Below are 21,415 nucleotides of genomic sequence, written 5' to 3'. Positions count from 1 at the left end.
GCAGCGCAGTGTTGGGTCAGGCGCCCGGAACGGAGTGAGGACGCATGACCGGTCAGCGGAGCGTCTCGGGCCGGTCATCAGGGGAACAGCATCGGGTCAGGCGCCCGGAACGAAGTGAGGACGCATGACCGTGCACGTGTTGCTCGCCGACGACCAGGCCCTGGTCCGCGCCGGATTCAGCAGCCTGCTGCGGCGCACCCGGGACGTCACCGTCGTCGGCGAGGCGTCCACCGGCGACGAGGCGGTCCGGGAGGCCCGGCGGCTGCGGCCCGACGTGGTGCTGATGGACATCCGGATGCCGGGCCTGGACGGGATCGCGGCGACCGCGCAGATCGTGGCGGACCGCGACCTCGCCGGCACCCGGGTCGTCATCCTCACCACGTTCGAGACGGACGAGCACGTGTTCGCGGCGCTGCGGGCCGGTGCGAGCGGCTTCCTCACCAAGGAGGTCGAGCCCGACGAGCTGCGCCGCGCGGTCCGGGTCGTGGCGGCCGGCGAGGCGCTGCTGTCGCCGAGCGTGACGTCGCGGGTCATCGGACAGTTCGCGCACCGGCCCGCGGGGCCCGCACCGAAGACCGACCGGCTCGCCGTCCTGACCCCGCGGGAGGTCGAGGTGGTCCGCCTGGTGGCCGAAGGACTGTCCAACGAGGAGATCGCGCGGGAGCTGTTCATCAGCCCGCTGACCGCGAAGACCCACGTCACGCGGGCCATCGCGAAGGTCGGCGTCAGGGACCGGGTCCAGCTGGTGATCCTGGCCTACTCGTCAGGGCTCACTCCGTATTAGGGCTTGTGCTGGTCCACGCCGAAACCGTTGCACTGGCGGCCGCCGTTGATGCAGTGGGCGACGAGGGCCGCCTGGCGGGGGGCGTCCCAGCCGTTCATGAAGTCGTAGTGGAACGACGAGCCGTTGCCCGAGGAGTACGCGAGGCCGGACGTGTTGCCGCCGGGCAGCTTGTACGGGACCTTCATCTCGAACATCGGCAGCGGCACCGGGTTGCCCGCGGGGCAGACCCCGTTCACCGGCCACACCACGTGCGACTTGTGGTCCGCGCTGTCCAGGCTGCGGCCGTCCCAGCAGCTCGGCGCCTGCATCCGCACGATGAGCGACGACCCCGCGGGGCACGACGGCGGGATGGCCTTGCCGAGGTAGTCGCCGCAGTTCCACGTACCGCTGAACTGCGCGGAGTCCTGCAACTTCATGTCGCCGACGATGAGCCGGAACCCGGCCGGGAACGGCTGCACCGTCCGGTAGTCCTTGACTCCGGACTTGTAGTAGATGGTCACCTTCTCCGGTTTCACCACGGCGCCGTTCTGCGTCAGGGTCGGGAACCAGTACGACGACGCGTCGAGCGTGTCCTCGCAGGACGTCTTCCCGCGCAGCAGGGTCTGCGGTGTGGAGGTCGCGTTCGAGGCGGGGTTGCCGACGAACGTGTGGTTGTGGGCGGCGCCGGCCAGCCCGGGGAAGACGATCGGGTCGTCGCTGAGCCGGTGCGTCTCGGTGCAGTTGGCGTGGAACTCGCGGTACTGCGCCTGCGGCGGCTTGTCGGTGAACGTCTTGACCGGCGACGCGGTCGCGGTCGGGACAGGCGACGCGGGCGGTGCCGCCGAGGACGGCGCCGGCGGTGCCGGCTGGGACGGCGCGGCCGACGACGACGGCGCCGGTTGGGAGATCACAACCGGCCCCTGGTTCGGATCGCAGGCCGTGAGGAACAGCCCGACTGCCAACAGGAACACTGAACGACTGCGCACGGTTGTGGTGCCTTTCGGATCGACGGTGCCACCCACCGCCGAACCTATGGCCGCCCCACCTCGGCGGTCATGAGTCGAAAGTCCCAGCGCTCCACCGGACCACCGCCTCGGTGCGGCTGCCGACCTGGAGCTTGGCGAACGCGTTGTACAGGTGGTTCTTCACCGTCTTCTCGGTGAGCCGCAGCCGCTCGGCGATCGCCGCGTTGGACAGCCCGTCGCAGAGCAGGTCCAGGACGTCACGTTCGCGGTCGGTGAGGCCGAAGCCGTCCCGGGCCACCCGGCGGGAACCCTGCTCGCGCAGCGCGGAGGTGGCCACGGACGCGGCGACCGGCGACAGCCAGCCCTGCCCCGCCGCGACGGCGAGGACCGCGCGGAGCAGGTCCGGCGGGTCGAAGTGGCCGTGCACCAGGTAGCCGCGGGCGCCGCCGCGCAGCATCGAGGCGATCACGTCGGGGCTCGCGTCGCTGGTGAGGGCGAGCACCACGGTGTGCCGGGCCAGTTCGTCCACGATGGACAGCCCGTCAGCGATCGGCATGCGGTAGTCCAGGAGGGTCACGTCGGGCCGGTGCCGCAGCGCGAGGGTGAGCGCGTCGCGGCCGTTGCCGGCCTCCCCCACGACCCGCACGTCGTCGCTGAGGTCGAGCACGCCGCGCAGCGACTCCCGCACGATCGGGTTGTCGTCGACGATGAGCACCGATGTCGTCACGCCGCACCGACCTCCAAGGGGGTGACGGCCACGATCTCGGTGCCGCGGCCGGGCAGCGCCGACACTCTCAGGGAACCGCCGACGTTGCGGGCCCGCTCCGCCATGCCGACGATGCCGAGGTGGCCATCGGCCTGCAGGGCGGCCAGGTCCCTGGGGGTGAACCCGCGGCCGTCGTCGCGGACCCGGACCTCCAGGCGGCCGGCGGCGGCCCGGACGACGACGTCGACGCGGCGGGCGCCGGCGTGACGGGCCACGTTCTGCAGCGCCTCGGCGAGAATGCGGACCACCTCGTAGCGGACCTCGACGCCGGGTTCGACCGGTTCGGCGTCGACCCGGACCGGGATCCGCCAGCGGTCCGACCAGTCGTGGGCGGTGACCCGGACGGTCTCGGCGAAGCCCAGGTCGAGCTGGTCGATGCGCAGCCCCTCGAGGAGCTGCCGGGCCTCGCGGGCGGCGGCCTCGGCGCCGCGGGAGACGGTGCCGGCGAGCTGCTCGGCGAGGGCCGGGTGGCGGCGTAGGGACTGGGGCAGGGCGAGGGCGGCGAACGAGACGCCGCGCAGCGTCTTGGTGACGGAGTCGTGCAGCTCCCGGGCGAGGCGGGCGCGTTCGGAGGCGGCGGCGGAGCGCTGCGCCGCGCCGATCACCTCGACGGCGAGGTCCAGGTGGCGTTGCAGGGCGGTGGTCGCGGCCGCCGCGCCGATCCCGGCGAGGACGCTGACCATCGGGAACGCGACGATGAACGCGGCCACGTCCGGCGGCGGGTCGTTGGCGCGCAGGACCGCGGCCGCCGCGGTGAACCCGAGCGCCGCCTGCGCCGCCCACAGCGGCAGCGCCCGCAGGCCGAGCAGGGCACCGCCGAGCGCGGCCGAGCCGGCCACGTAGCAGAAGAACGCCATCCCGCCCCGGCTGAGCACCAGCACCGCGACGGCGAGCGCGAGGTCCACGGCGAGCGCCGGCCACGGGTGGCGGGTCACCGCGGGCCAGCGCGTCAGGACGCTCGCCTCCGCAACGGTACCGGCGGCGACGGTCGCGACGACGGCCAGGATCCGCCACCAGTCCTCGACGAGCAGCAGCCCCGCGGCCGCGGCGGTGGACGCGATCGCGGCCCGCCCGAGCACTACGGCGCGGGCGATGGCGGCGGGGGCGGCCGGGGGGATCATCAGCGCAGCTGCAGGTCGTCGACGAAGAAGCGATACGCGTTGGGCAGCATGTCGGTCGCGACGACCAGGTCGATGCGGCGCACCGGCTGCCCGGGCGCGAGCTCGCGCAGGTCGAGGTCGAACGGCGTCCACACGTCGACCGGGGCGGTGAGCACGACCGGTGCCGTCCCCGCCGGTGCCGTCGTCGCGGACACCGTGACCCGCAGGACGGTGCCGTGGACCCGGCCGCCGTAGACGCGGAACGTGAGGCGGGTCGCGGCGACCGGCCCGGCCGCGACGAGGGTGACGGCGGCGGTCTTCTCCTTCGGCTCGACCCGCAGCGCGACCTGGTCGGTGCCGGGCACGACGCCGTTGGTGACCACCTTCACCCCGGTGCTCTGCACCGTCCAGCCGGTGCCGACGGCGGCGCCGTAGACGGTGCACGCCGGTCGGCTGCTCCCACCGGTCCCGCACGGCAGCGGTCCCACGGACGGCGACGCACCCGAGGCCGGTGCGGACGGTGACGCAGACGGCACGGACGGCGGCACAGATGTCGGCACGGACGGCGGCGCGGCGGCCGGGCCGTGGTCGCGTGGCAGCAGCAGCGGTGGCACACCGACCGTCACCAGGCCGATGGCGACCGTCAGCATGCTCAGCCTGGCCCGTCGCGAGAAGATGCGGCCGACCCTACTGGAATTCGGTTGCCGGCCGCCCCTGGTCCCCGGGTAGCCTTACCGGACCATGACTGCGACGACGACGGCGGTTTCGCGACGACGACGGTGACCACACCGCCGTCCGTCCCGTCTCGTCATCCGTCTGGAGTCCCACGATGGTCGTGCCGTCGTTCGCCGTCTCGCTCGCCGACCGGATCACCGCCGCCCTGCCCGGCGCTCCCGCGGGGTTCGACCCGCAGATCCGCCTCTCGGAGCACGCCGACCTGCAGGTCGACGGCGTGCTCGGGCTGGCCCGGTCGCTGCGGCGCGACCCCCGGCAGCTCGCCGCCGAGGTCGCCGGGCACCTGCACGGCGGCGCTCCGGTCGCGGACGCGCGGGTCGCCGGTCCGGGGTTCCTCAACCTCACCCTGAGCGGCCCGGCACTGCTCGGACGGGTCGCGGCCCGGCTCGCCGACCCGCGGCTCGGGGTGGGCCTGCCGGAGGCGGGCGGGCGGACCGTGCTGGACTACTCGCACCCGAACGTGGCGAAGGAGATGCACGTCGGGCACCTCCGCTCGACGATCATCGGCGACGCCCTCGTCCGGGTCCTGGGCCACCTCGGCGGCACCGTCGTGCGGCAGAACCACATCGGCGACTGGGGCACGCAGTACGGGATGCTCATCCAGCACCTGGCGGAGCACCCGTCGGATCAGTCGGCGCTGACGGTGCGGTACAAGACGGCCTATGCGCTCTTCCAGAGCGACCCGGCGTTCGCCGACCGCAGCCGGCGGCGGGTCGTGGCGCTGCAGGGCGGCGACCCGGACAGCCTCGCCGCGTGGCGGGCGATGGTGGAGGAGTCGACGCGGTACTTCTCCGACGTGTACGACCGGCTCGGCGTCCTGCTGACCGGGGCCGACATCGCCGGTGAGAGCGGCTACAACCCGATGCTGGCCGGTGTCGCCGAGGACCTGGAGCGGCTCGGCGTCGCCCGGATCAGCGACGGTGCCCTCTGCGTGTTCGGCGACGAACCCGGCACGGCGCCGCTGATCGTGCGCAAGAGTGACGGCGGTTTCGGTTACCCGGCCACCGACCTGGCCGCGGTCCGGCACCGGGTCACGACGTTGCGGGCCGACCGGATCGTCTACGTCGTCGACGCGCGGCAGGCGCCGCACTTCCGGATGGTGTTCGACGCCGCGCGGCGGGCCGGCTGGCTGCCGCCGGAGGTCGAGGCGGTGCACGCCGCGTTCGGGATGGTGCTGGGCGCGGACGGCCGGCCGTTCAAGACCCGGTCCGGTGACACCGCCCCGCTCGTCGGGCTGCTCGCCGAGGCGGTCGCGCGGGCCACCGCGGTCGTCGCGGCGAAGAACCCGGCGCTCGGCCCGGACGAGCTCGCCTCGCGGGGCCGGGACGTCGGGATCGGCGCGGTGAAGTACGCCGACCTGGCCACCAGCCGGACCCGCGACTACCTGTACGACCCGGACCGGATGATGGCGCTCACCGGCAACACCGGCGTGTACCTGCAGTACGCGCACGCCCGGCTGCGGTCGATCCTGGCGAAGGCCGGTGCCGGCGGGACCGTGACGGCGGACGCGCCCCTCGAAGACGTCGAGCGGGCCCTCGTCCTGCGGCTCGACGCGTTCGGCGACGTGCTCGCCGCGGTGGCCCGGGACTGCGAACCGCACCGGCTGTGCACGTACCTCTACGACCTCGCACAGACCATGACGGCCTTCTACGAGCGGTGCCCGGTGCTCAAGGCGCCGCAGCCGGTCCGGGACAACCGGGTGGCGTTGTGCGCGCTGACCGCGCGGACCCTGTCGACCGGCCTCGGGCTGCTGGGGATCGCCGCACCCGAGCGGCTGTGATCCCTCAGTCGGAGTGCAGGGCCGTGCCGTTGAGCCGGTGCCACACCACGTCGACGCACTGCCGCGGGGTGGCGTTGAGCCAGCCGAGCAGTGCGTACGCGAGCCGCCGGCGGTGCGGCTGGTCGGGGAACCTCAGCGCGAGGTACTGCTCTCGGCGCAGGAAGCGGCGCTGCCCGACGGTGAGCCGGTCGCGGTACTTGTGGCGGTAGCCGGCCAGCCCGGAGGCCCGCCGCGGCCCGCGGGAGGAGAGGTTGCGGTACTGCACGACGAGCCGCTCCGGCACGACCGCGTATCGCAGCCCGAGGTCGAGGGCCCGGACGAACAGGTCGAGGTCGCTGTTGACCGGCAGCGCGGCGTCGAACCCGCCGAGCCGCCCGAACGCCTCGGCGCGCACGACGAAGTTGCTGCCGGTGAGGCCGGGGTTGCGGTGCAGCCAGTCGGCGGGGACGGCGGCCGGTGGCAGCGATCCGCCGGGCCGACGGTGCCCGGCGCGGCAGCGCCACGTCCACGCCGCCGCGAAGTCCACTGTGGACTCCGCCAGTTCGGCGACGCACCGGTCCAGAAACGTGGGGTGCCAGGTGTCGTCGTCGTCGAGGAACGCGAGCAGCGGCGTCCCGGCGCGGGCCGCGCCCAGGTTGCGGGAGGCGCCGGCGGTGCTGGACCAGGACCGCACGTATCGCACCCGGCCGTCGAACTCCGCCACGACGGGACCGGCGGAGCCGGTGTCGTCCACGACGATCACCGAGTCCGGCGGCCGGGTCTGCGCCAGCACCGAGCGCAGCGCCCGCGGGAGGAGCTCCGGCCGGTCGTGGGTCGGCACGACACAGGTGACGGCGGGCTCAGGCACGGCCGGCCCCGGCGAGGACGGCGACCGGCCCGGACCGCGGCGGCACGGCGCGGGCGGCCCGGTAGAGCCGGATGTACAGCGCCGGGGCCAGCCGGATGAGCAGCACGCCCGCCGCGAGCCCCGGCTGCCGGTGCCGCAGCGCCGACCAGGCGTCGCCGGGGCGCACGGCCAGGCGGGCGGTGCGGACCGCCTGCCACGCGTCGACGGACAGCTCACCCGCCGTCGAGCGGGCCGCGGCGCCGGCGACGGCGAGGACGCCGGCGCGCAGCCGGAAGCGCAGCCGCGCGGCCGGCGAACCGGCCCCGGACAGGACGAACAGCGCCTCGTCGACGGCGGCGGCCCGGTCCGCGACCCGCGGGTTGTAGCCGGAGACGGGCCGCCGGAGGTGGAAGTACCCGGGGGCGGGGACGTACGCGACGGCCCGCGCCCGCAGCAGCAGCCACGCCATGACGGCGACGTCCTCGTGCCGCGGGCCGAGCGGGAAGGAGAGCCCGTCGAAGAGGTCGCGGCGGACGAGCTTGTTGGTGACGCCCGCGCGGATCCGCTGTCGCAGGAACTCCTCGACGGCCTGCGGGCCGGTCCAGACGGTGCCGGTGGCGCGGCGTGGCAGCGGCGGGCCGGTGACGCCGTCCTCGGTCACCGGGACCGTGCCGGCCACGACGATGTCCGCGTCCGGCGCGGCGTCGGTGAGGGCGGCGAGGAGCCCGGGGTCGACCCAGTCGTCGGCGCCGACGAACCAGACGTAGTCGCCGGTGGCGGCGGCCAGCCCGGTGTTGCGGGCGGCCGACGGCCCGCGGGGCACGTCGTGCCGCACCACGCGGACCGGCAGCGGCGCGTCCCGCACCAGCGAATCCACGTCGAAGGTGGACGCGTCGTCGACCACGACGAGGTCGACGACGACCCCCTCGGGGACGTGGGTGGCGAGGACCGAGCCGACGGCCCGCCCGGCGTGCCGGGCGGTGCCGTGGACGGGCACGATGACGCTGACCGTGACGCTCAAGGGCCACCTCCGTGGAGACGTGATGGTTCTACAACGATGTGCACCGGCGCCGGGACGCGCGTTCAGCCCACGCGCGTGAGCGGTGGCGCCGGGATCGGTCCCAGCACGCGGGCGTAGGCGGCGGCGAGCGCGGCGGCCTGCGCCTGCGGGGTGTGCCGGGCCGCGAACGCCTCCTGCAGCCGGGGCCGGCCGGGCCGGCCGGTGGTGAGCACCGTGGCGAGCTCGGCGGCGACCGCCTCGGTGGTGCCGAGGTCCGGGTCGAGGCCGAGGGAGTCCAGCGCGGGGATGCTGCGGGCGACCAGCGGCAGCCCGGCCGCGGCCGCCTCCAGCAGCGGCAGCGGGCAGCTCTCCCAGGCCGCGGTGTGCAGGTACACGTCGGCGGCGGCGAGGTGGTTGCGCACCTCCGCGGGTGACCGCCAGCCGGTCACCCGGACCCCGGCGGCGCGCAGGGCGGCCTCGGCCCGCGGGTCGCCGCCACCGACCCAGGTCCACCGCGTGCCCGGGTGGTCGCGGTCGAGCAGCGCCTTGACCCGCAGCAGGAACGCCGGGTCCTTCTGCGCGCGGACCCGCCCGACGGTGACGATCGACCCGTCGTGGCGGCGGTCGGGCCGGGCCGTGCGGACCCGGGTGGTGTTGGGCACGACGACCGCGGGCATGCCCAGGGCCCGGGCCAGGTCCGCCTCCCGGGGGCTGCCGCAGACGGCCAGGTCCGTGGAGGCGGCCACGGCCCGCTCCGCGGCCCGCAGCACGCGGTTGACCGGCGCCGGCCCGCCGGTGCGTTCGAAGCCGAAGCAGTGCGGCGTGTAGAGGATCGCGGGCCCGGCCGCGGCGCCGGCCCGCACGACGGTCCGCCCGACCAGCCCGGCCCAGGCGGCGTGCAGGTGCACGATGCGCGGCGCGACGGCGGGCAGCGTCTCGCGCAGCGCCCGGGCGAGCCGGACCGGGCCACGGCCGGCGTCGCGGCTGCCGGCGAACAGGTCCTCGTGCCGGACCGGGAGGTCACTGCCGGCCCGCCGGCGGAACAGCAGGTGATGCTCGAACTGGGGGGTCGAGCGGACGAACTCCACGATCGCGGCGGCGGTGCCGCCGCCCATCGACTCGGTGACGTGCAGGATGCGCGGGGTCTCTCGCCGCATGGCCTCGTCCTCCGGTCCGGTAGCGCGTGCACGGAGAGTATCAGTCAAACCACGCTATGTAGGCACAAACCGGATGACACGCGCGATCGACTGGAGAGCGCTCTCCGTTTTCGCCTTAAGTTCCGCTGAGCAACGCCTGGAATGTCCGGCTTCGCACCGGCAGGACGTCGCCACGTATTGACGGACCGGCTATGCGGGCGCAACATTTGGGAGAGCGCTCTCCAACGGGCGCTTCCCCGCCACTGGTTCCTCCGCCGGCACCGGCGACGCGTGTGACCGCCGCACGCCGTCGCGCACCACGGACCGGCGCCGGCGCCCGCCCACACCCTGGGAGCTCCATGAGTACAAGACGGCTCAGAAGAATCCTGGCCCCCATCGGGGTCACCACCGCAGTGGTCGCATCGATGGTGGTCGGCGCGATCCAGCTCACCTCCGCCGACGCCGCCGACGCCACCCTGCTCTCGCTCAACAAGCCGGCCCTCGCGTCCTCGCAGGAGCTCGGCGAGTCACCGCCCGCCGGCGCGTTCGACAACAACCCCGGCACCCGCTGGGGCAGCCAGTGGAGCGACCCGCAGTGGCTGCGGGTCGACCTCGGCACCACCGCGACCATCTCCCAGGTCGTCCTGCAGTGGGAGAACGCGTACGGCAAGGCGTTCCAGATCCAGACCTCGCCCGACGGCAACGCCTGGACCAGCATCTACAGCACCACCACCGGCACCGGCGGCACGCAGACGCTCAACGTCAACGGCTCCGGCCGCTACGTGCGCATGTACGGCACGCAGCGCGGCACCGGCTACGGCTACTCGCTGTGGGAGTTCAAGGTCTACGGCACCTCGACCGGCACCCCGCCGGCGACCGACGGCCCGGGCTGGGTCATGGCGCCGAACCCGGTCACCGGCGTCACCCCGTCCACGGCGACCCCGCCGGCGACGAACCCGCCGACGACCCACCACGAGTTCCAGGCGAACTGCGCCGTGAGCCGCAGCAACCTCCCCGACGACCCGATCGTCTTCTTCGGGCTGCCGGGCGCCTCGCACTCGCACACCTTCATGGGCAACACCACCACCAACGCCAACACGACCCTGTCGTCGCTGCAGGCCGGTGGCACCGCCTGCATCACGCCCGGTGACAAGACGGCGTACTGGATGCCGACCCTGCTCAACAACGGCGTCGCCGTGCAGCCGGTCGACCGCCAGGTCATCTACTACAAGAGCGGCGTGCTCGACTGGCGCAGCGTCCGGCCGATGCCGGCCGGCCTGCGGTACGTCGTGGGCAGCCCGTCCTCGACGCTCGACCAGTTCAAGAACCACCCCGGCGCGGTCGAGGGCTTCGAGTGCGGTGACCTGACCCGGCAGTGGGACATCCCCGCGAACTGCACGCCGGGCAGCCAGCTCAACGTCCGGTTCCAGGCCCCCAGCTGCTGGGACGGCCGGCACCTCGACTCGCCGGACCACAAGGCGCACATGGCCTACCCGGTCGTCGGCGTCTGCCCGTCGTCGCACCCGGTCGCCGTCAACATGATCGAGTTCAAGATGGCGTGGCCGGTCAGCGGCAACATGGCGAACGTGGCGTTCTCCAGCGGCCGCGGCTACTCCTTCCACTACGACGTGTACAACGCCTGGGACCCGCCGACCCTGGCCGCGCTGACCACCCACTGCATCAACGGTGGCCTGCAGTGCAACCCGCGCGGTTTCGACCAGTACAAGCCGGAACGCGGCGCGGCGCTCAACGAGAACTACGTCCTGCCGTAACGAACGCTCCGGTCGGCGCCCCGCCCTGCCCGGGCGGGGCGCCGACTGCTGTCTATGTGACCAGCTCCGAACCGCGTAGAGTCCCGCCCGTGGGGCAGCATGTCGACAGGGTCGTGGCACCGGCCGCCCTGGGACGTGCGGTGCTGCTCGCCCGGGCCGCCGCCACGCTGACCGCCGGCGCCGTCGGGCTCCGGCTGGTCGCCGACCCCCGCCCGCTCCTCGCGGCCCTGGCCGTCGTCGCCGGCACCACCCTCGCCGGGCTCGCCGTGCTGTCCCGCCACCCGCACGTCGCGCGCCACCCGGTGCCCGTCCTCGCCGCCGACACCGCCGCCGTCCTCGGCGTCCTCGCGCTCGACGGCGGCGGGGTCACCTTCTACTGCTGCGCCGTCGGCGCGTCCGCGCTCGCCGGGGTCCTCGCCGGGATGTGGGCGCTGCCGCTCGCCGCGGCGCACACCGCGCTCGGCTACCTCGTCGCCGCCGCCGTCCTGCCCGCCGGCGCCGACCCGCGGCTCGCCGGGTTCGTGCTGACGTTCCCGATCGCCTGCGTGCTCGCCGCGGCCGGCGCCGCCGTCGCCACCGCGGCGCTGGGCCGCTACGTGGAGCTGTCGGTGCGGGTGGTCGCCTCCGCGCAGCGCACCGCCGCCGCCTCCGAACGCGCCCGCCTCGCCCGCGAGCTGCACGACTCCGTCACCAAGACCCTGCGCGGCGTGTCGTTCGCCGCCCTCGCGCTGCCCCAGTCCCTGCGCCGCCACCCCGACCTCGCCGAGCAGCTCGCCGACACGGTCTCGCGCGGCGCCTCCGTGGCCGCCGAGGAGGCCCGCGAGCTCGTCGACGGCCTGCGCCTCGACGCGCCCGACAGCGACTTCGCCGACACCGTCCAGGAGATCTGCCGGCGGTGGTCGCAGGTGTACGGCATCCCGGTCCGGCTCGCCACGGCGCCCGTGGACCCACCGGTCGCGGTGCGCTACGAACTGTGCCGCATCCTGCAGGAGGCCCTGCACAACGTCGCCCAGCACGCGTCGGCCCGGCACGTCGGTGTCGCGGTCCGCGGCGCGCCCGGCCGCCTCGAGCTGCGCATCCGCGACGACGGCCGCGGTTTCGGGCTGCCCGCCGACCTGTCGCAGCTGCGGGCCGCCCAGCACTTCGGGCTCATCGGCATGTACGAGCGGGCCCACACCATCGACGGGAGCCTGCACGTCGCGTCCTCCCCCGGCCGCGGCACCACCGTGGAAGTGACGGTGCCGGCGTGATTTCAGTTCTTGTGGTGGATGACAACCCGATCGTGCGGGCGGCGCTGCGGGGGTACCTCGACGGCGTCGACGGCGTGCACGTGGTCGCCGAGGCCGCCGACGGGCACGAGGCGGTCGCCCGGGCGCGCGAGGTACGGCCGGCCGTGACGCTGCTGGACCACCGGATGCCGGTCGCCGACGGGCTGTCCGCGCTCGGCGAGCTGAGCCGGCTCAGCGACGTCCTCGTCATCACCAGCGACGCCGACCCCGGCCTCATCGGGCGGATGCTGCGCGGCGGCGCCCGCGGCTACCTCGTGCACGGCGCGTTCGATCCGGGCGAGCTGGGCCGGGCGGTCCTCGCCGTCGCCGCCGGGCACGGCTGGCTGTCACCGGTCGCCGCGGCCGTCGCGACCCGGACCGTCCGCGCGCAGGCGTCGCGGGAGGACCTCACGCAGCGGCAGGAGGAGACGCTCACCCGGTTCCGGCTGACCCGCCGCGAGAAGGACGTCCTGGACCTCCTGGCCGAGGGGCTGTCCAACGCGGCGATCGCGCACCGGCTGCTGCTGACGGAGAAGACGGTGAAGAACCACCTGCACCACGTCTTCACCAAGCTCGGCGTCCGCGGGCGCATGGAGGCCGTGCTGCTGTGGACCGGCCGGCGATGACGGCGTGGCCGCGCCGGCTCGGCTGGACGGCCCTGGCCGTCGGGGTCGGCGCCACCGCCCTGTTCGTGCCGCCGCTCGTGCTGCCGGACGGTCGCGGAGGACTGCCGGACGGCCGTGGCGTGGCGCCGGACGGCCGCGGCGACCCGCCCGCCGCGACCGCCGCGACACCCCCACCGGCGCCGTCCTCCGCGCTGCCACGCACGGCGGCGCCGCCCTCCCCGACCGAAAAGCCCTCCCCGACCGCGACTCCCCCGCCGGCCGCCAGGCCGTCCTCCGGCCCGCCCTCGTCCGGGGCCGCGGTCATCACGCTGCACGCGGCCGACCCGGCCAACCTGCGCAGCGGCGCCCGCGTCATCGAGTGCCCCACCTGCGTCGGCGGCAGCCGGGTCGGCTACATCGGCGGGCCGAACACCCTGGCGATCCGGGTCGCCGGCGTGACCACCGCCGGCGAGCGGACGATGACCGTCACCTACGAGACGGCCGAGACCCGCACGCTCCGCGTCGCCGTCGACGACGGGCCCGCGCAGACCCTGACCCTGAGCGGTGCCCGGGACTGGCTCATCCCCGCCACCGTGTCGATCCGGGTGCACCTGCCCGCCGGCACCAGCTGGATCCGGTTCTTCAACGACGAGGGACCGGCCCCCGACGTCAACCAGATCCAGCTGCGCTGACGGGTCAGAACGTCCCGGCGGTGTTGCACTTCGCCTTCTGGACGATGCAGTTCTTCACCCGGTGCCCCTGCGCCGCGTTGTCCCAGGCGAGGAACGAGTCACCGTGGAACGACGAGGCCATCCCCGACGACAGCGTGAACCCGTCGGCGGAGCCGGGCGTCGGGTACGCGATGACGAACGACACCGACGGGATCGCCACCGGGAACGCACCGGAGCACGTCCCGTCGTAGGTGTAGGCGACGTGCCCCTTGTGCGTCGGGCTGTCCAGGTGCACGCCGTCCCAGCAGTCCTGGAACACCAGCTGGAACAGCAGTGAGGCGCCCGGTGCGCACCGTGGCCAGTTGCCGTCGGCGCTGCGCCCGATCTCGCCGCCGGGCCCCGCGCAGTAGAACTGGTTGACCGTGCCGGCCGGGGTCGGCGCCTGCAGCTTCGCGTCGCCGGCGATCATCCGGAACCCCTGCGGGAACGGCACCGTCCGGCTGGAGTCGGTGAGGCGCGAGCCGTAGTAGACGACGACGGCCTTCGGCTCGACCGCCACGCCGTGCTCGTACAGCGTCGGCACCCAGTACGCGGACAGGTCCGGCGCCGGCGCGCAACTGGTGCCGGCGTTGGCCAGCAGCGTGTCGGCGGTGCTGTTCGCGTCGGTGCTGCGGTTGCCGATGAAGCTGTGCATGTGCGACGCGCCGGGCAGGCCCGGGAAGACGATCGGGTCGTCCTTGCGCGAGTGGCTGTAGGTGCACGACGCGTTGAACTCCGGCACCCGGACCGCGTTGGCGGGCGCGGGGTCCATGGGCATCGCGTTGAACGCGGCGAGCTGCGCGTTCCACTTCGCCTGGTCGACGTTCACCCAGCCGGTGCCTGACGGCGTGGCGGACGGGGTACCACCGCCGCCGTCGCTGAAGGAGAACCAGTTGATGTTCACGAAGTCGCCGCCACCCGGGCTGCGCAGCACCGCGAACACCGACTGCGCCCCCGCGGTCTGATGGGTGCCGGTCGCGGACAGCGTCGTCCACGCCTGCCAGCCGCCGGTCGCCGCGACCGGGAACTGGGCGAGCAGCGGCCCGCTCACCGACCCGGTCCGCAGCTCGACGGTGCCGTTGCCGACCGCGGACGCGACCCGGGCCGCGGCGGTCAGCGTGCCGGCGGGGCCGAGGTCGACGCCGTCGAACCGCATCCAGTCACCGTTGGCGAGGTACGCGACGTTCTGCCCGCCGCCGGTGTCGACGGTCGTCTCGACCTGGACGCCTGACTGCGCGGCGAACGCCTCGGCCTGCACGGTCACGGTGGTCGCCGCGTCGGCGAAGTTCACGGCGGTGACGGTGACACCGGCGAGCACGACGGCGAGGACACCGACCGTGCGCCTGAATCTGGACATGATGTTCCTCCTGGCGGGGAAGGGGATTGACCACCTTCCACGCTAGGAACCCGGCCGTCCTGACGCCTGAGTCCAAAGGTTCATCCGGGGGGCCCAATTCCCGTCCACAGGTCGGTGGCGGTGCCGGCCTCGACGTGCCGTTGATACGTCTCCACCTTGCCCGCGATCAGGTCAAGACAGTCGTTGAGCTCGGCCATCTTCCGCTCGATCCGACACTGGTGCGCCCGCAGCAGCTCCAGCCGCTCGGCCTCGTTGCCCGGCCCCTTCCGGACCAGGTCCACGAACCGCCGGATCACCTCCAGCGGCATGCCCGACGCGCGGAGCTTCGTGCACACCTCCAGCCAGTCCAGGTCGGCCTGGCCGTACACCCGCCGGTTCTTCGGGTTGCGGTGCACCTCGGTGGTGAAGAGCCCCTCCCGCTCGTACATCCGCAGCGTGTGCACGCTCAGGCCGGTGCGTTCGGCGACCTGGCCGATACTGAGGGCCGTCATGCAGGCAGGGTAACGCCGTTGACCTAGACCGTGGTCTAGGAAATACCGTCCGCGGCATGACCCATCCCACCGCTGACGACGTCCTGCGCGGCGTCGACCTGACCGGCCGGACCGCGATCGTCACCGGCGGCACGTCCGGCATCGGCCTGGAGACCTGCCGGGCCCTCGCCCGCGCCGGCGCCCGCGTGGTCGCCGGCGCCCGCTCCGCGTCCCTGGTCGACGGCCTCGAGGTGCGCCGGCTCGACCTCGCCGACCTGGAGCAGGTGCGCGAGTTCGCCGCCGGGTTCGACGCCGTGGACATCCTCATCGCCAACGCCGGGATCATGGCGTGCCCGCTCACCCGCGTCGGACCCGGCTGGGAGGCGCAGCTCGCGGTCAACCACCTCGGCCACTTCGCGCTCGTGCACCACCTGTGGCCGGCGCTGCTGCGCGGCCGGGACGCGCGCGTGGTCGTCGTGTCCTCGAGCGCCGCGCCGGACGCCCCGATCCGCTGGGACGACCCGCACTTCACCACCGGCTACGACAAATGGCAGGCGTATGCCCAGTCGAAGGCCGCCAACGCCCTGTTCGCCGCGCAGCTCGACGAGTTCGGTCGTTCGGCGGGGGTACGGGCGAGCTCCACCCACCCCGGCGCCATCCTCACTCCACTGCAGCGGCACCTGACCCGGGCGGAGATGCTCGCCGCCGGTTGGATCGACGAGGCCGGACGGGCCGCGGCGTACTTCAAGACCCCGGCGCAGGGCGCGGCGACACAGGTGTGGGCGGCGACTTCGATCACGGCCGCCGGCCGGCACTGCGACGACTGCGCCGTCACCCCGTTCCGCCCCGACCCGGCCGACGCCTCCCGGCTGTGGGCGTTGTCCGCGGCGCTCACCGGCCTCGCTCCTACGCTCGCAGGTAGGTGAGGACGGCCAGGACCCGGCGGTGACCGTCGTCGGGGCCGGGCAGGTCGAGCTTGGCGAAGATGTTGCCGATGTGCTTGGCGACGGCGGCGTCGCCGACCAGCAGCGCGCGGGCGATCCACGCGTTGGACCGTCCCTCCGCCATCAGCCCGAGGACCTCGCGCTCGCGGGGCGTGAGCCGGGCGAGGGGATCCGCGGCGCGCTGCCGCGTCAGCAGCTGCCGCACCACGTCGGGGTCGATGACGGTCTCCCCCGCGCCGACCCGCGTGACCGCGTCGGCGAACTCGGTGATGTCACCGACCCGGTCCTTCAACAGGTAGCCGACACCGGCCCGGCCGGCCGGCGCGAGGAGCTCCGCCGCATACGCGGTCGCCGTGTACTGCGACAGCACCAGCACCGCCGGCTGCGGGTCGCCGGCGCGCAGGGTCAGCGCCGCCCGCAACCCCTCGTCCGTGTGCGTCGGCGGCATCCGCACGTCGGTGATGACGAGATCGGGCCGGTGCTCGGCGGCGGCCGCGAGCAGCGCCCCGGCGTCACCGACCGCGGCGGCGACGGTGTGCCCGAACCGCTCCAGGAGGCTGGCCAGCCCCTCCCGCAGCAGGACGGCGTCGTCGGCGAGCACGATCCTCATGCCGGCTGACCTTAGCCGCACGGCAGGTCCACGCGCAGCGTCGTCGGGCCGCCGGCCGGGCTGGTGACGGTGAACGTGCCGTCCATGACCGCGGTCCGGTCGGCGAGCCCGCGCAGCCCGGTGCCCGCGGCCGGGTCGGCGCCGCCGTCGCCGTCGTCGGTGACCGTCAGCGTCAGCTGCCGCCCGGTCAGCCGGCCGCTGACCGTGACCCGGGACGCGCGGGCGTGCCGGACCGCGTTGGTCAGCGCCTCGCACACCACGAAGTACGCGGTCGTCTCCACCGTCGCCGGCAGCCGGCCCGGCAGCGGCAGGTCGATCTCGACGGGCACCTGGCAGCGTTCGGCGAGCTCCCCGACGGCGGCCGGGAGCCCGAGGTCGGTGAGCACCTGCGGGTGGATGCCGTGGATCAGCTCCCGGATCGCGGCCAGGGCCTGCCGGGCCTGCCGTTGCGCGTCGTCGAGCAGCTGCTTGCCCCGGCCCGTCCCGCCGTCCCCGTCCAGCTCCAGCCGGGCCAGCCCGAGCGTCATCGCCAGCAGCACGAGATGCTGCTGGGCGCCGTCGTGCAGGTCCCGTTCGATCCTGCGCCGCTCCGCCTCGAACGCGTTGAGCAGCCGCCCCCGCGACCGGGCCAGCTCCTCGACCCGGCGGTTGAGCTCGGCGTCGCGCGGCGCGAGCAGCCACCGGGCGAAGGCCGCCTGGGTCGCCGCGACGGCGCTCAACGCGTACAGCCCGACCAGCACCACCAGCAGCGCGACCGCCGCCGCCGCGAGCGCCTCGCCATGGGTGTCGATGACCAGGTCGCCGAACTGCAACGGCACCCCGGCGGCGACGAGCACCGGCGCCGCCATCACGATCAGGCAGTCGACGAGGATGCCGAGACCGATCAGGTCGACGAGCAGCAGCACCGACGACAGTGTCAGCACGTAGCCGAGCTCCCGCCACGTCGCGCCCTCCCCCAGCCGCGCCCGCAGCCACCCACCGAGCCCCGGCGGCGGCACCGGATGCGGGCTGGGCACCGGCGCCGGGTCGAGGATGCGCAGCCGCCGCCGCTCCACCGCGCCGACCGGCAGGCCCAGGAACACCACCGCCGGCGGGAACACCACCCCCAGCAGCAGCGCTACCAGCAGGGCGACCCCGACGACGACGCTGCTCACCAGGTACAGCACGCACCGCAACGGCCAGCGCGACAGCAGGAACCGGTGCGGCCTGACCGTCATCGCCTGCCACACACCCGTCACGGCACCGACCCTACGGCCGACCGGCCCCTTTACGGACGGGTGCGGGCTGGAGCACAGGTGGTAGACCTGGCTCGACCGTTTCTTGTCGTACCCCGTGGTTAGTCTGGCCGCGTGAATCGGACGGATCGGTTGTATGCGCTGGTCGAGGAGCTGCGCGCGGTGGCGCCCCGGCCCCGCAGCGCCCGCTGGCTCGCCACCCGCTTCGAGGTCTCGACCCGCACCATCGAGCGCGACATCGGCGCCCTGCAGGAGTCCGGCGTGCCGATCTGGGTCGCACTCGGCCGCACCGGCGGCTATGCGCTGGACCGCTCCCGGACCCTCCCACCGCTCAACATGACCCCGGCCGAGGCGGTCGCGATCGCGGTCGCCCTGCACCGGCTCGACGGCACACCGTTCCACGACGCCGCCCGCACGGCCCTGCACAAGCTCCTGGCCGTCATGCCCGCCGCCGACGTCCGCCGCGCCGAGGAGCTCGCCGGCCGGATCCACCTGGTCCACGGCGCCGACCCCGGCCCGGCACCGGTCTCCCCCACCGTCGTGGAGGCGTTCACCACCGGGCGCGTCCTCGACATCGCCTATGCCGACCGGTTCGGCGTCACCACCCGGCGGCTGATCGAGCCGGCCGGCTATCTGGGTGGGCCGCACGGGTGGTATCTGCTGGCGTGGTGCCGGCTGCGGGAGGGGATGCGGTCGTTCCGCGTCGACCGGATCCATGACGTGTCCGCGACCCTGGAGGTGGCCGATCGCCGGCCGCTGCCGGATTGCGCGATCGACGTCCCCGGGCATCTCGTGACTCGGGTTGCCATTGCCGCCTGACGGGCTGGACGACCAGGAAAACCCCGACAGGACGGTGTCGCGGGACAGGCACAGAGTGAGCTCCAGATGGCCGGGAACCACCCCGCCACCACCAACCAAGGAGCGCCATGAACGGCATCGGCTGGTTCCAGATCGGCGTCAGTGACGCACAGGCCGCCCACCGGTTCTACGGGGACCTGTTCGGCTGGACGTTCGCCGACGACGAGGCGTACCAGATGATCACCACCCCGGACGAGCAGTCCATCAAGGGCGGGCTGGCGGTCGGGCAGCCGGCACACGCGGTGTTCTGCGTCGTCGTGGAGGACGTGCCCGGGGTGTGCGGGCGGGCCGAGGCGGCCGGCGGCAAGGTGCTGGTGCCGCCGACGACGACGGACGACGGGCTCGTGTTCGCGAACATCACCGACCCCGAGGGCAACCACTTCGGGATCTTCCAGCCGCGGTCGTAGCCGGAGTCCGCGGGCGGCCCGCACGGGTGGGCCGCCCGCGACGGTCCGGAAGCGGACTGCCGCACGTGCCCGCTTTGCCCCGGCCTGTGGACATCGACAGCGGGCCCGCAGGTCACGACTGTGTATCATCGGCCGGTGAAGGTATGCGTCGTGGGAACGGGTTACGTCGGCCTCACCACCGGCATCTGCCTGGCCTATCTCGGGCATGAGGTCACGTGTGTCGACCTCAACCAGGAGAAGGTCGACCTGCTCCGTGGGGGGCGTTCGCCGATCTACGAGCCGTTCCTGGACGAGCTCATGCACGAGGCGGCGCACAACCTCACCTTCACGACCGACTACGCCGAGGGTGTCCCCGGGGCCGAGGTCGTGTTCGTCGCGGTGCAGACGCCGTCGCTGCCCGACGGGCAGCCCGACCTGCGGTACCTGCGCATGGCCGCGGAGAGCATCGGCAGGACCATCGACGGCGAGTTCACCGTCGTGGTCAACAAGTCGACGGTGCCGATCGGCAGCGGCAACTGGGTCGAGTCGATCCTGCGGGAGTCGTTCGAGCAGTTCCACTCCCGGCGGGCGGCGGGCGAGTTCGCGGTCGCGTCCAACCCGGAGTTCCTGCGTGAGGGTTCGGCGATCCACGACACCCTGTACCCGGACCGGATCGTGATCGGCTCGGACAACCCGCGCAGCCTCGACGTGCTCAACCGGCTCTACCGGGCGGTGCTCAACCAGTCGTTCACGGCGCCGACGTTCCTGCCGCGGCCGGAGGAGGTCGGGGCGGTGCCGCTGGTGTCGACGGACCTCGCCTCGGCCGAGCTGATCAAGTACGCGGCGAACGCGTTCCTGGCCCTGAAGATCAGCTACATCAACGAGATCGGCAAGCTCGCCAACAAGGTCGGCGCCGACATCAACCAGGTCGCCCGGGGCACCGGCCTCGACGCGCGGATCGGCTCGCGCTTCCTGCAGCCCGGCGTCGGCTGGGGCGGGTCGTGCTTCGGCAAGGACACCGCGGCACTGATCGCGACCGCCGCGGAGTACAGCTACGACATGCCGATCGTGTCCGCCGCCCGCGAGGTCAACCAGCGCCAGCGCGAGGAGGCCGTCAACAAGCTCCTCGACGAGCTGCGCATCCTCAAGGGGCGCAAGATCGGCCTGCTGGGCCTGGCGTTCAAGCCCAACACCGACGACCTGCGCGACTCGCCCGCGATCGACATCGCCCGGCTGATGATCGCCCGTGGCGCCCGGGTCAAGCTGCACGACCCGATCGCCGCCGACCGGTTCCGGGTCGAGGAGCCGGAGCTGGCCACGAGCCTGTGCGACGCCGTCGACGAGGTCTTCGACGACAGCGACGCCGTCGTGCTCGTCACCGAGTGGCCGCAGTACCTGGAGCTCGACTGGGGCAAGTACGTCGGACTGATGCGCACCCCCGTCGTCCTCGACGGCCGCAACGTGCTCGACCCGCAGCGGCTGAGCCGGCTCGGCTACACGTACCTGACGATCGCCGGGCGACCCGTCGGCCTGTGATCCATGCGGCCCCGTCGACACGTCCGGCCGCGTGCGGGGTTGCGGAGATCGTCACGCCCGTGGAACCGTGTGCCGGGCCGTCGCGCCGTGCCGGCCGGACCACACGAGGGGGCCGCGATGCGTGACGAGATCCCGGAGGTCCCCGCACACTGGGAGCCGAACAGCCACGGCGACAGCCGCCTCGGCCCGGTGGTCACCACACTGCTCGTGCTGACCGCGGCCGGGTGGCTGCTCCTCGGCTGCAACGGCGCGACGTACCTCGACGCCCGCAGCACCGCGCAGCAGGAGGGCACGGCTCTCGTCAGCTCGCAATTCGTGATGTTCGCCCTCTCCGTGGTGATGGTTCCCCTGACCCTCGTCACCGCGGCCGTCACGGCCTCCTACGGATCGACCACCGGCAAACGCTGGGCCCTCGTCACCGCCGGGACGGCAGCGGTCCTCGGCCTCGCCCTGTGCGGCTACTGGTCCGTCGTCATCATCTGACCGTCCCACCATCGGTGACCTGTTCGTCGTCGTCGCCTGACCCGGGTCCCGGGCGTACGCTGAGCATCCCTGGAAGATTCTTTCCGCGGTTGTAGACCTGATCATGACGG

Annotated in this window: 22 protein-coding genes; 11 read left to right on the top strand and 11 right to left on the bottom strand. The window is 73.7% G+C overall.

Annotated elements, in window-relative coordinates; translation table 11 throughout:
- The first annotated feature begins 124 nt into the window (after positions 1-124).
- Positions 125-784, top strand: a complete 660-nt coding sequence (locus tag Dsi01nite_RS20080) for a response regulator (protein ID WP_203847733.1) — start codon at positions 125-127, stop codon at positions 782-784.
- Here Dsi01nite_RS20080 and Dsi01nite_RS20075 read toward each other — a convergent pair.
- From Dsi01nite_RS20075 to Dsi01nite_RS20060, 4 genes are all read right to left on the bottom strand, one after another.
- A complete protein-coding gene (locus tag Dsi01nite_RS20075) occupies positions 781-1,674 on the bottom strand; it encodes a DUF1996 domain-containing protein (RefSeq protein WP_203847732.1) in 894 nt (297 codons plus the stop codon). The genes Dsi01nite_RS20080 and Dsi01nite_RS20075 overlap by 4 nt on opposite strands.
- A 142-nt stretch (positions 1,675-1,816) precedes the next feature.
- Positions 1,817-2,455 (bottom strand): response regulator, encoded by a 639-nt coding sequence (locus Dsi01nite_RS20070; RefSeq protein WP_203847731.1) that lies wholly within the window; start codon positions 2,453-2,455, stop codon positions 1,817-1,819.
- On the bottom strand, positions 2,452-3,615 hold the full coding sequence (locus Dsi01nite_RS20065; RefSeq protein WP_203847730.1) for a sensor histidine kinase: 1,164 nt from the start codon (positions 3,613-3,615) through the stop codon (positions 2,452-2,454). The genes Dsi01nite_RS20070 and Dsi01nite_RS20065 overlap by 4 nt, the downstream gene beginning before the upstream one ends.
- Positions 3,615-4,244, bottom strand: coding sequence for a hypothetical protein (locus tag Dsi01nite_RS20060; RefSeq protein ID WP_203847729.1), 630 nt, complete (start codon positions 4,242-4,244; stop codon positions 3,615-3,617). Before Dsi01nite_RS20060 ends, Dsi01nite_RS20065 begins: the two co-directional genes overlap by 1 nt.
- A gap of 179 nt (positions 4,245-4,423) precedes the next feature.
- On the opposite strand from Dsi01nite_RS20060, the gene argS reads away from it, so the two are divergent.
- A complete protein-coding gene (argS, locus tag Dsi01nite_RS20055; RefSeq protein ID WP_203847728.1) occupies positions 4,424-6,109 on the top strand; it encodes an arginine--tRNA ligase in 1,686 nt (561 codons plus the stop codon).
- Positions 6,110-6,113: 4 nt separating this feature from the next.
- Here argS and Dsi01nite_RS20050 read toward each other — a convergent pair whose 3' ends face one another.
- The 3 genes from Dsi01nite_RS20050 to Dsi01nite_RS20040 form a co-directional block, all read right to left on the bottom strand.
- The gene (locus tag Dsi01nite_RS20050; protein ID WP_203847727.1) at positions 6,114-6,956 is read right to left on the bottom strand and encodes a glycosyltransferase family 2 protein; all 843 of its coding nucleotides are present in this window, start codon (positions 6,954-6,956) and stop codon (positions 6,114-6,116) included.
- The gene (locus Dsi01nite_RS20045; RefSeq protein WP_203847726.1) at positions 6,949-7,956 is read right to left on the bottom strand and encodes a glycosyltransferase family 2 protein; all 1,008 of its coding nucleotides are present in this window, start codon (positions 7,954-7,956) and stop codon (positions 6,949-6,951) included. The genes Dsi01nite_RS20050 and Dsi01nite_RS20045 overlap by 8 nt, the downstream gene beginning before the upstream one ends.
- Positions 7,957-8,018: 62 nt before the next feature.
- A complete protein-coding gene (locus Dsi01nite_RS20040) occupies positions 8,019-9,092 on the bottom strand; it encodes a glycosyltransferase family 4 protein (protein ID WP_203847725.1) in 1,074 nt (357 codons plus the stop codon).
- 338 nt (positions 9,093-9,430) lie between these two features.
- Here Dsi01nite_RS20040 and Dsi01nite_RS20035 point away from each other — a divergent pair, with 338 nt between their 5' ends.
- The 4 genes from Dsi01nite_RS20035 (at position 9,431) to Dsi01nite_RS20020 (ending at position 13,408) form a co-directional block, all read left to right on the top strand.
- On the top strand, positions 9,431-10,843 hold the full coding sequence (locus Dsi01nite_RS20035) for a DUF1996 domain-containing protein (RefSeq protein ID WP_203847724.1): 1,413 nt from the start codon (positions 9,431-9,433) through the stop codon (positions 10,841-10,843).
- 89 nt (positions 10,844-10,932) lie between these two features.
- Positions 10,933-12,093, top strand: coding sequence for a sensor histidine kinase (locus Dsi01nite_RS20030; RefSeq protein WP_203847723.1), 1,161 nt, complete (start codon positions 10,933-10,935; stop codon positions 12,091-12,093).
- Positions 12,094-12,107: 14 nt separating this feature from the next.
- Complete coding sequence (locus tag Dsi01nite_RS20025) at positions 12,108-12,737, top strand: LuxR C-terminal-related transcriptional regulator (RefSeq protein WP_203847722.1); 630 nt, start codon at positions 12,108-12,110, stop codon at positions 12,735-12,737.
- Positions 12,734-13,408, top strand: a complete 675-nt coding sequence (locus Dsi01nite_RS20020) for a carbohydrate-binding protein (protein WP_203847721.1) — start codon at positions 12,734-12,736, stop codon at positions 13,406-13,408. Before Dsi01nite_RS20025 ends, Dsi01nite_RS20020 begins: the two co-directional genes overlap by 4 nt.
- Positions 13,409-13,412: 4 nt before the next feature.
- On the opposite strand, the gene Dsi01nite_RS20015 is transcribed toward Dsi01nite_RS20020, so the two are convergent.
- Both Dsi01nite_RS20015 and Dsi01nite_RS20010 read right to left on the bottom strand, forming a co-directional pair.
- The gene (locus Dsi01nite_RS20015; protein ID WP_203847720.1) at positions 13,413-14,783 is read right to left on the bottom strand and encodes a DUF1996 domain-containing protein; all 1,371 of its coding nucleotides are present in this window, start codon (positions 14,781-14,783) and stop codon (positions 13,413-13,415) included.
- An 80-nt stretch (positions 14,784-14,863) separates the two neighbouring features.
- Positions 14,864-15,274 carry a MerR family transcriptional regulator gene (locus tag Dsi01nite_RS20010; RefSeq protein WP_203847719.1) on the bottom strand — a complete coding sequence of 137 codons (411 nt, stop codon included), beginning with the start codon at positions 15,272-15,274 and terminating at the stop codon, positions 14,864-14,866.
- A 56-nt stretch (positions 15,275-15,330) separates the two neighbouring features.
- Between Dsi01nite_RS20010 and Dsi01nite_RS20005 the strand changes: the two genes are divergently transcribed.
- The gene (locus Dsi01nite_RS20005) at positions 15,331-16,179 is read left to right on the top strand and encodes an SDR family NAD(P)-dependent oxidoreductase (protein ID WP_203847718.1); all 849 of its coding nucleotides are present in this window, start codon (positions 15,331-15,333) and stop codon (positions 16,177-16,179) included.
- On the opposite strand, the gene Dsi01nite_RS20000 is transcribed toward Dsi01nite_RS20005, so the two are convergent.
- Positions 16,160-16,807, bottom strand: a complete 648-nt coding sequence (locus Dsi01nite_RS20000) for a response regulator transcription factor (protein ID WP_203847717.1) — start codon at positions 16,805-16,807, stop codon at positions 16,160-16,162. The genes Dsi01nite_RS20005 and Dsi01nite_RS20000 overlap by 20 nt on opposite strands.
- Before the next feature lie 11 nt (positions 16,808-16,818).
- Complete coding sequence (locus Dsi01nite_RS19995; protein WP_239136023.1) at positions 16,819-18,045, bottom strand: sensor histidine kinase; 1,227 nt, start codon at positions 18,043-18,045, stop codon at positions 16,819-16,821.
- Positions 18,046-18,156: 111 nt separating this feature from the next.
- Here Dsi01nite_RS19995 and Dsi01nite_RS19990 point away from each other — a divergent pair, with 111 nt between their 5' ends.
- The 4 genes from Dsi01nite_RS19990 (at position 18,157) to Dsi01nite_RS19975 (ending at position 21,305) form a co-directional block, all read left to right on the top strand.
- Positions 18,157-18,861: a helix-turn-helix transcriptional regulator gene (locus tag Dsi01nite_RS19990; protein WP_203847716.1), complete on the top strand. Its 705-nt coding sequence runs from the start codon at positions 18,157-18,159 to the stop codon at positions 18,859-18,861.
- Positions 18,862-18,968: 107 nt separating this feature from the next.
- On the top strand, positions 18,969-19,307 hold the full coding sequence (locus Dsi01nite_RS19985; RefSeq protein WP_203847715.1) for a VOC family protein: 339 nt from the start codon (positions 18,969-18,971) through the stop codon (positions 19,305-19,307).
- Positions 19,308-19,442: 135 nt separating this feature from the next.
- Positions 19,443-20,822, top strand: coding sequence for a UDP-glucose dehydrogenase family protein (locus tag Dsi01nite_RS19980; protein ID WP_203847714.1), 1,380 nt, complete (start codon positions 19,443-19,445; stop codon positions 20,820-20,822).
- A gap of 117 nt (positions 20,823-20,939) precedes the next feature.
- Complete coding sequence (locus Dsi01nite_RS19975) at positions 20,940-21,305, top strand: hypothetical protein (protein ID WP_203847713.1); 366 nt, start codon at positions 20,940-20,942, stop codon at positions 21,303-21,305.
- The last annotated feature ends 110 nt before the right edge of the window (positions 21,306-21,415 follow it).

The organism is Dactylosporangium siamense, from assembly GCF_016862795.1.
Classification (GTDB): Bacteria; Actinomycetota; Actinomycetes; order Mycobacteriales; family Micromonosporaceae; genus Dactylosporangium; species Dactylosporangium siamense.
This window is presented reverse-complemented; position numbering and strand designations above follow the sequence as displayed.